The 8,101-nt window shown below is 71.4% G+C and carries 7 protein-coding genes; 6 read left to right on the forward strand and 1 reads right to left on the reverse strand.

Translation table 11 applies throughout. The annotated features are described in order from the left end of the window. Window positions 1-803, forward strand: an 803-nt coding sequence (locus tag ACWEBX_RS35225; RefSeq protein WP_451888829.1) for an alpha-L-rhamnosidase-related protein, incomplete at its 5' end; no start/stop codon positions are given. 83 nt (window positions 804-886) lie between these two features. Here ACWEBX_RS35225 and ACWEBX_RS35230 read toward each other — a convergent pair. Further along, window positions 887-2,203, reverse strand: coding sequence for a HAMP domain-containing sensor histidine kinase (locus tag ACWEBX_RS35230; protein ID WP_451888830.1), 1,317 nt, complete (start codon window positions 2,201-2,203; stop codon window positions 887-889). Window positions 2,204-2,357: 154 nt separating this feature from the next. Here ACWEBX_RS35230 and ACWEBX_RS35235 point away from each other — a divergent pair, with 154 nt between their 5' ends. The 5 genes from ACWEBX_RS35235 to ACWEBX_RS35255 all read left to right on the forward strand — a co-directional run bounded on the left by ACWEBX_RS35235 (window position 2,358) and on the right by ACWEBX_RS35255 (window position 7,836). Next, on the forward strand, window positions 2,358-2,987 hold the full coding sequence (locus ACWEBX_RS35235; RefSeq protein ID WP_451888831.1) for a hypothetical protein: 630 nt from the start codon (window positions 2,358-2,360) through the stop codon (window positions 2,985-2,987). Then, a complete protein-coding gene (locus ACWEBX_RS35240; RefSeq protein WP_451888832.1) occupies window positions 2,978-3,736 on the forward strand; it encodes an ABC transporter ATP-binding protein in 759 nt (252 codons plus the stop codon). Before ACWEBX_RS35235 ends, ACWEBX_RS35240 begins: the two co-directional genes overlap by 10 nt. Beyond that, on the forward strand, window positions 3,720-4,385 hold the full coding sequence (locus ACWEBX_RS35245) for an ABC transporter ATP-binding protein (protein ID WP_451888833.1): 666 nt from the start codon (window positions 3,720-3,722) through the stop codon (window positions 4,383-4,385). The genes ACWEBX_RS35240 and ACWEBX_RS35245 overlap by 17 nt, the downstream gene beginning before the upstream one ends. Then, the gene (locus tag ACWEBX_RS35250; protein ID WP_451888834.1) at window positions 4,382-7,033 is read left to right on the forward strand and encodes an FtsX-like permease family protein; all 2,652 of its coding nucleotides are present in this window, start codon (window positions 4,382-4,384) and stop codon (window positions 7,031-7,033) included. Before ACWEBX_RS35245 ends, ACWEBX_RS35250 begins: the two co-directional genes overlap by 4 nt. Window positions 7,034-7,101: 68 nt before the next feature. Then, window positions 7,102-7,836 (forward strand): response regulator transcription factor, encoded by a 735-nt coding sequence (locus ACWEBX_RS35255; protein ID WP_451888835.1) that lies wholly within the window; start codon window positions 7,102-7,104, stop codon window positions 7,834-7,836. The last annotated feature ends 265 nt before the right edge of the window (window positions 7,837-8,101 follow it).

The following is an 8,101-nucleotide window of genomic DNA, read 5'->3' on the forward strand; positions in this document are numbered from 1 at the left end:
GGGCGCATGTGGCCGCCACGATGGCCCGCATCGCCGAGGTGATCGGGCAGGAGGCGGACGCGGCGAAGTACGCCGAACTCGCCGAGGGCGTGCGGCAGGCGTTCCACGACGAGTTCGTCACCCAGAACGGCAGGATCGCCGGTTCGGGGCAGACCGGTTACGCGCTCGCCCTCGAGTTCGGCCTGCTGACCGACGCCGATCAGCGAGCTCACGCTGCCGCGCAACTCGTCCGGCTGGTGCGCGAGAAGGACCACAGGGTCGCCACCGGTTTCCTCGGCACGCCGGTGATCTGCGACGCGCTCACCTCCGCCGGAGCGGTCGACGACGCCTATCAGATGCTGCTGCAGACCGAATGCCCGTCGTGGTTGTACCCGGTGACGATGGGTGCCACGACGATCTGGGAGCGGTGGGACTCGATGCTTCCGGACGGATCGATCAATCCGGGGGAGATGACCTCGTTCAACCACTACGCCCTCGGTGCGGTGGCCGACTGGATGCACCGCGTGGTGGCGGGGCTCGCCCCGGGCTCGCCGGGCTATCGGAGCCTGCTCGTCGAGCCACGTCCCGGCGGCGGGCTCACCTGGGCCCGCACCGCACACCGCACGCCGTACGGGCTCGCCGAGGTCTCCTGGGAACGCGTGGTCGGTGAGCTGCGGGTGAGGGTGACCGTACCGACCGGCTCGACCGCCGTCGTCGTACTGCCGGGGGCCGAGCGGCAGGAGGTCGGCTGCGGCCACCATCGCTTCGCCGTGCCCTACCGGGACCCGGAAGACGACCCTCGGTGGAGTCCTTCGCCGCCGTAGCCGTCCGATGAGCCGACGAAGGCGGGCAGGGAGGACCTGAGGGGCCGGCTCACAGGCTCGTCCCGTCGCCGGCCGTCGGAGCATCACATCGGTGGGTCCTCCTCTTCGCCCTGGCCGATGGGCAGGAGGAGCAGGAAGGTGGTCGGGTCGCTGTGTGTCACGGAGAGCCGTCCGCCCAAGGAAGCCGTCAGGTCACGGGCCAGGGCGAGCCCGATGCCTTTTCCGGGGCCGCCGCCGGAGTGTCCGCGGTCGAACACCCGCGCGGGATCCCCGTCGATGCTGCCCTCGTCGGCCACGTCGAAGGCGAGGGCGCTTCCCAAATCCCGGGTGCCGATCCGAACGGTTCCGCGCCCGTGCACTCTGGCGTTGTCGAGGAGGATGCCGAGTACCTCGGACACGGGCCCGCCCGGGATCCGTACATCCGCGGGCACGTCATCGGCGGCGCTCTCGAGCCGTCGGCCTTCCTGGGCGAAGAGCCCGTACCACCGTTGGGTCGTCTCCTGGAGCAGTTGTCGCGCCGGCACACGCGGTGCGGCCGAGTGGGCCCAGCCGTGTGAGCGGGACAGACGCAGAAGCTCCTCGACGGTTTGATGCAGGCGCTGGGTGGTGGCCAGAGCCTCGGCGACGACCGGTCGAAGACGCGTCGCGTCGTCCTCGTCGAGTCCCCCCTCCAGGGCGAGTTGCAGTCCTGCGAGAGGGGTGCGCAGTTGGTGGGAGGCGTTGCTTGTGAAGTCCCTTTCGTGGCGCAGGAGTTCGGACAGGTTGTCGAGCATCTCATTGTGGGTGCGGGCGACCTGGTCGATCTCGGCGACGCTGCTGGGGCCGGCCCGTTGGGACAGGTCGCCCTCGGCGACGGCCCGGCAGTGGCGCGAGAGGTCCTCCAGGGGTGCGGCCAGCGCCCGTGCCTGGCGACGGGCGACGAGTACGGCGACGGACAGCGCCACGAGCGCCACGCCCAACAGCACGGCCCAGGCCACGAGGACGCGACGCTGCACGGCGCCGGCCGGTGAGGAGGCCCGGACGACGCCGATCACCCGCTCGGCGTGGGAGACCGGCACGGTGACGACGAGCTGCCCGGCCGTCCCGTGCCGGACCAGCCCTCCGCCCAGGGCACGACGGACCGGAGCGTCACCGGTCGCCGGGCCGCTGCCCGCCCGTAGCCGTGCCCGCGGGTCGTACAGGCCCAGATTCCCGCCACGCGGGGGACGGGGCAGTTCGACGGGGTCGCCGGATGCGTAGTCCGGGCTCACGCGCACCGCAGCCGCCAGCGCCGCTCGTTCCAGAGCGTCCCGCTGTGCTGTGTAGAGCGACGACCGGATGACCAGGGCCAAGGGAGTGGCGAGGAGGACCACGGCGACCAGTGCGGCGGTAAGGGCTACGCGCACCACTCGCTGTCTCATGACCTCATGATGCGGTCCCGCCGCCGGGCCCGAGGTGACGCGGCGCCGCTTTTGCCGTCGTCTAACCCTCGCCGGGCGGAACGTTAACCCGCGACTCCCTAGCGTCGCTCTCATGGCCGGTCGGTACGGACACCTCATGAGAGGGGCAGCAACCATGGGACGACACGCACAGGCGGTCGCGCTGGTCGGGGTGGCGATCGCCGTGGGGGCGATCGCCGGTTGCTCCGGCTCCGGCAGGCACGCCACGGCACCGACGCAGTCCACGGCGAACAGCGTGGGGCAGGCGCAGGCCGCGCCCACCGAGTCCAATCCGCCCGGTGACATCCCCGACAACCAGGTCTACGTGGCCTACCGGCCGACCGGAGGATCTTTCACCGGTTTCACCGTGAAGGTCCCCGAAGGCTGGGCGCGCACGGTCCGGGGCGGCATCACGACGTTCACGGACAAGCTGAACACCATCACGATCACTTCCGTGCCGGCCTCGGCCGCTCCGACGACCGGCTCGGTCAACGCTACCGTCGTGCCCCAACTTCGTTCGCAGACACCGAAGTTCACCTCCCCGAAAGCCTCTGAGGTGAACCGCCACGCGGGACGCGTCGTGCTGCTGACCTATCAAGGCGACTCGGCCAAGGACCCGGTCACCGGAAAGGTGGTGCGCGACGCGTTCGAACGCTACGCCTACTACCGGTCCGGCCATGAAGTGAACCTGACCCTGTCCGGCCCGGTGAACGCCGACAACGTCGACCCGTGGCGCATCGTCAGTGACTCCGTGACATGGCGGTGAGGACAGTGCACACCGCCACCGCCACCGGCGCACACCGTCTCGACGACGAGGTTCTCACCGCCCGCGAGTTGTACCGCTTCTACCGCGCCGGCGAGGAGGAGACACTCGCCCTGCGCGGGGTGTCGCTGGCCGTGCGCGCCGGCGAGACGGTCGCCGTCGTAGGGCCCTCGGGCGCGGGCAAATCGACCCTGCTGGCCTGTCTGGCAGGGCTCGACGAACCCTCCGGAGGCGAAGTCCGCGTCGACGGCGTCCGCATCAGCCACCGGCCCGAGACGGAACGGGCCCGGCTACGGGCCCGTCACATCGGCGTCCTGCTGCAGACCCGCAACCTCCTGCCGCACCTGAGCGTGCGGGACAACATCCGGCTGCCGCAGCAGGCCATGGGCCGCAGGCCGAAGGTCACGGCCGACGACCTCCTGGCGCAGGCGGGGATCGCCGACCGGTCGCACGCCCTGCCCCGCCAACTGTCCGGCGGGGAGCTCGCACGGGCCGGACTGGCCGTCGCCTTGGCGAACTCTCCCGCCGTACTCCTGGCGGACGAACCCACGGGCGAACTCGACGGTGAGACCGAACACCTCGTCCTCACGATGCTGCGGCAACGGGCGGCGGACGGCTGCGCGGTGCTGATCGTGACGCACAGCGCGGAAGCCGTACGGATCGCCGACCGGGTCATCGCCCTGGACGACGGGAAGGCCACCGACAGGCCGTCCTCCATTCTCCCGGAGGGACCCCATGACGGCGCCCGATGACGCACTCGTGACCTGTACCGACACGGCCCTCACCTTCGGCCGGGACGCCCAGGCCGTCGTGGCCGTGCACGGAGCGAACCTGACGATCCGTCCCGGCGAACGGCTCGCGATCGTCGGAGCATCCGGCTCGGGCAAGAGCTCGCTGCTGCACCTGATCGCCGGACTCGAACGCGCCACCACCGGAACCGTCACCCGAGCCGGGGGCTTGGAGCCGAGCGACATCGGGCTGGTCTTCCAGAACGACAGTCTCATCCCCGCGCTGAACGTGGCCGAGAACGCCGCCCTCCCCCTGATCCTCGCCGACCACCCTGAGAACGAGGCACGGCGGACCGCTCTCGCGGCACTCGCCCAGGTCGGCGTCCAGCACTTGGCCGACCGGCTTCCCGAGGAGATCTCTGGAGGCCAGGCTCAACGTGTGGCCGTCGCCCGGGTGCTGTCCCAGGCCCCCCGTCTGATCCTCGCCGACGAGCCCACCGGCCGCCTCGACCACGCCAGTGGCGCCCGCGTCCTGGACGCCCTGCTGGCCGCCGCGGACCTGACAGGGGCCGCACTCGTCGTCACGACCCATGACCCGGCCGTCGCCGCCCGGCTCGCACAGCGCCGCACCATGCGCGACGGACGACTGCTCGCACCGGAGGAGATGCCATGATCACCGCATGGGTGAAAGGCCTGACCCGCCACCGCACCGGACGGCTCCTGGCCGCCCTGACCGGCGTCGCTCTGGCCGTCGCCCTGATCGCGGCACTCGGCTCCTTCCTCACCGCGTCCCAGGCGACCATGACCCAGCGCGCCCTGCGCTCGGTCGCCGTCGACTGGCAGGTCCAGGTCCAGCCCGGCGCCGATCCGAACGCGGTCCTGTCCCTCATCCGCAAGACCCCCGGCACACAGACCGCGCTCCCGGTCGGCTACGCGCACACCACCGGCTTCAGCGCCCATGCGCAGGGCAGCACCCAGACCACAGGGCCCGGAATCGCCCTCGGCCTGCCCGACGGCTACCGGAACCGGTTCCCCGACGAGATCCGCACCCTCGCCGGCTCCCCGAACGGCGTCCTGCTCGCCCAGCAGACCGCGTCCAACCTCCACGCGGCCCCGGGAGACACCATCACCGTCGGACTCCCCGGCATCGGCCGACACCAGGTCACCGTGGACGGAGTGGTCGACCTGCCCCAGGCCGACTCCCTCTTCCAGACCGTCGGCGCGCCCAGCCAGTCCCAGCCCACGGCACCACCGGACAACGTCGTACTCCTGCCCGCCGCACGGTTCGCCGCGCTCACTCACGGCGCCACCGGAACAACGACGCAGATCCACGTCGCCCGCGACCACACCCACCTGCCCACCGACCCCGCAGCCGCCTTCACCACCGTCACCGGCGCCGCCCACAACCTGGAGGCCCACTCGGCGGGCACCGCACTCGTCGGCGACAACGTCGGCGCCGCCCTGGACTCCGCCCGTCAGGACGCCCTCTACGCGCAGGTCCTGTTCCTGTTCCTCGGCGTCCCCGGCGCCGTCCTCGCCGCCGCCCTGACCACCGCCGTCGCCGCCGCGGGCGGTGACCGCCGCCGCCAGGAACAGGGGCTGCTGCGCCTGCGCGGACTGCGCCCCGGGCAGATCACCGCGCTCGCGGCACTCGAAGCCGCCCTGATCGGCCTGCTCGGCGGCCTCGTCGGTCTGGGCACGGCCGCCCTGACCGGACACCTCGCCTTCGGCGCCGCATCCTTCGGCGCGGGTGCTGCCACGTGGCCCGTCTGGTATGGAGTCGCCTTCGTCCTCGGGGCCGCGGTGGCCGCCGGAGCCGTCCTCGTACCCGCCCTGCGCGACCTGCGCACCGTCACCGTCGCCGACACCCGTAGAGAGAACAGTCCTCGACGCGGTCGCGGCCCCTGGTGGATGCGGTACGGCCTGGACTTCGTCCTGCTGATCGGCTCGTGGCTGGTCTTCCGCGCCTCCTCCGGCAACCAGTACGCCCTGGTCCTCGCGCCCGAGGGCGTACCCACCATCTCCGTGTCGTACTGGGCCTTCCTCGGCCCGGTGCTGCTGTGGATCGGCGCCGCCCTGCTCGTGTGGCGACTCACCCTGCTGGCCCTCGACCACGGCCGCCCCGCGCTGGCACGGCTCGCTCGCCCGCTGACGGGGAACCTGGCCGGTACCACCGCGGCCACGCTCTCCCGCCGAAGCCGGACGCTCGCACGGTCGGTGGTCCTGCTCGCCCTCGCCGTCTCCTTCGCCGTGTCCACCGCGGTCTTCAACGCCACCTATCAGCAACAGGCGGAAGTCGACGCCCGGTTGACCAACGGCGCCGACGTCACCGTCACCGAGCCTCCGGGCGCCCACCATTCGCCGAGCACGGCAACCACCTTGCGGGTCGGCGGAGTACGACACGTCGAGCCGCTCCAGCACCGGTTCGCCTATGTCGGCTCCGACCTCCAGGACCTCTACGGCGTCCGCCCCGCCACCGTCACGCGAGCGACCTCGCTCCAGGACGCCTATTTCGCCGGCGGCACCGCGCGGCAGCTCATGCACAGCCTGGACCGGCGTCCGGACAATCTTCTGGTCAGCGAGGAGACCGTGCACGACTTCCAACTCCGGCCCGGCGACACGGTCAACCTCCGCATCCAGGACGCCCGGACCAAGGCCCTGCGCACGGTCCCCTTCCACTACGCCGGAGTGGTCAAGGAGTTCCCCACCGCCCCCAAGGACAGCTTCTTCGTCGCCAACGCCTCCTACATCACCAAAACCACCGGCAGCGACGCGGTGGGAGCCTTCCTCATCGACACCGGCGGCAGCCGGCAGCAGCAGATCGCCTCTCACCTGCGCGAGCAACTGGGCAGCGGCGCCACCGTCACCGATCTGACCCAGACCCGCGGCACGGTCGGCACCAGCCTGACCTCCGTCGACCTGGCCGGCCTCACCCGCATCGAGCTCGTCTTCGCGGTACTGCTGGCCGCCGGTGCCGGGGGACTGGTCCTCGCCCTCGGACTCGCCGAGCGGCGCCGCACCTTCGCCATCGCCACCGTCCTCGGGGCGACAGGACGACAACTGCGCGGCATGGTCCTCACCGAGGCCCTCCTGCTGGCCGCGACCGGCCTGGCCACAGGTGCCCTCATCGGCTGGGCCCTGTCACAGATGCTCGTCAAGGTCCTCACCGGCGTCTTCGACCCCCCGCCGGCCACGTTGGCCGTCCCCGGCACCTATCTGGCCGTCACCGGCCTCGCCGCCGTGGCCGCCGTACTGGCCGCAGCCCTCAACGGCATCCGTAGTTCCCGGCGCCCCGCCGTGGAGGAGCTGCGCGACATGTGAACCACACCGACCACGCCGACCACGCCGTCACGATCGAAGACCTCACCGAGGGACCTACGCTGTCGCCCATGGGCACGTCCACGACACCCGACCGGAACCACCTGCGCGTCCTCGTCGTCGAGGACGACGAGACCATCGGCCGTCACCTCGAGACCGGCCTGCGCGGCAACGGCTACGCCGCGCTCTGGATCCGTACCGGCGTCGCCGCCCTCACCGAAGCGGGCACCACCCCCACTCCCTACGACGCCGTCCTCCTCGATCTCGGTCTGCCCGACATCGACGGACTGGACGTCGCCCGAGACCTGCGCACCCGGTTTCCGGACCTGCTGATCGTCATCCTCACCGCACGTACCGACGACATCGACATCATCGCCGGCCTGGAGGCCGGAGCGGACGACTACCTGGTCAAGCCGTTCTCCCTGACCGTCCTGCTCGCCCGCCTGCGCGCCCATCTGCGCCGCCGAGCGGTCACGCCCGCCGAGCGGACACCGGTACGGCTCCACGACCTCGTCATCGACACGAAGGCTCGCCGGTGCACTCTCCACAACGAGGAGATCAAACTGCGTCCCAAGGAGTTCGACCTGCTGGCCACGCTCGCCCAGCACCCCGGAGCAGCCGTCTCACGCGAAACTCTCATGGCCGAGGTATGGGACGAGAACTGGTTCGGCCCCACCAAGACGCTGGACGTCACGATGGCCGGCCTGCGCCGTCGGCTTGCCCAGGCAGCCGAGGCATCGAGCCGCCCGTGCCGACTGCCGCGCATCGTCACGCTCAGAGGACACGGCTACCGGCTGGAAATCTGACGCTGCCCTGTCCGGTGTCGTGGGTGTCGCGGGAATCGGAGCCGCTGAGTCCGCGGGATGCCCGACAGACCGCGGCTGCGCGTTCAGGAGCCTGCCCCACGAGCACCTCGTCGCCGGTCTCGCAGCCGCCCTCCCTCGCCGGCTCCCGGGCCGAACAGCAAGCAGCTCCCAGCCGACCCACCGGGCCGTTCACAGGGCAATCGGCCGATATCCGAGCGCCTCGTCGACGATCTGCTCGGCTGAGCCGTCCCGAAGCTCGACCGGG

This window comes from Streptomyces sp. NPDC005070 (genome assembly GCF_053600395.1).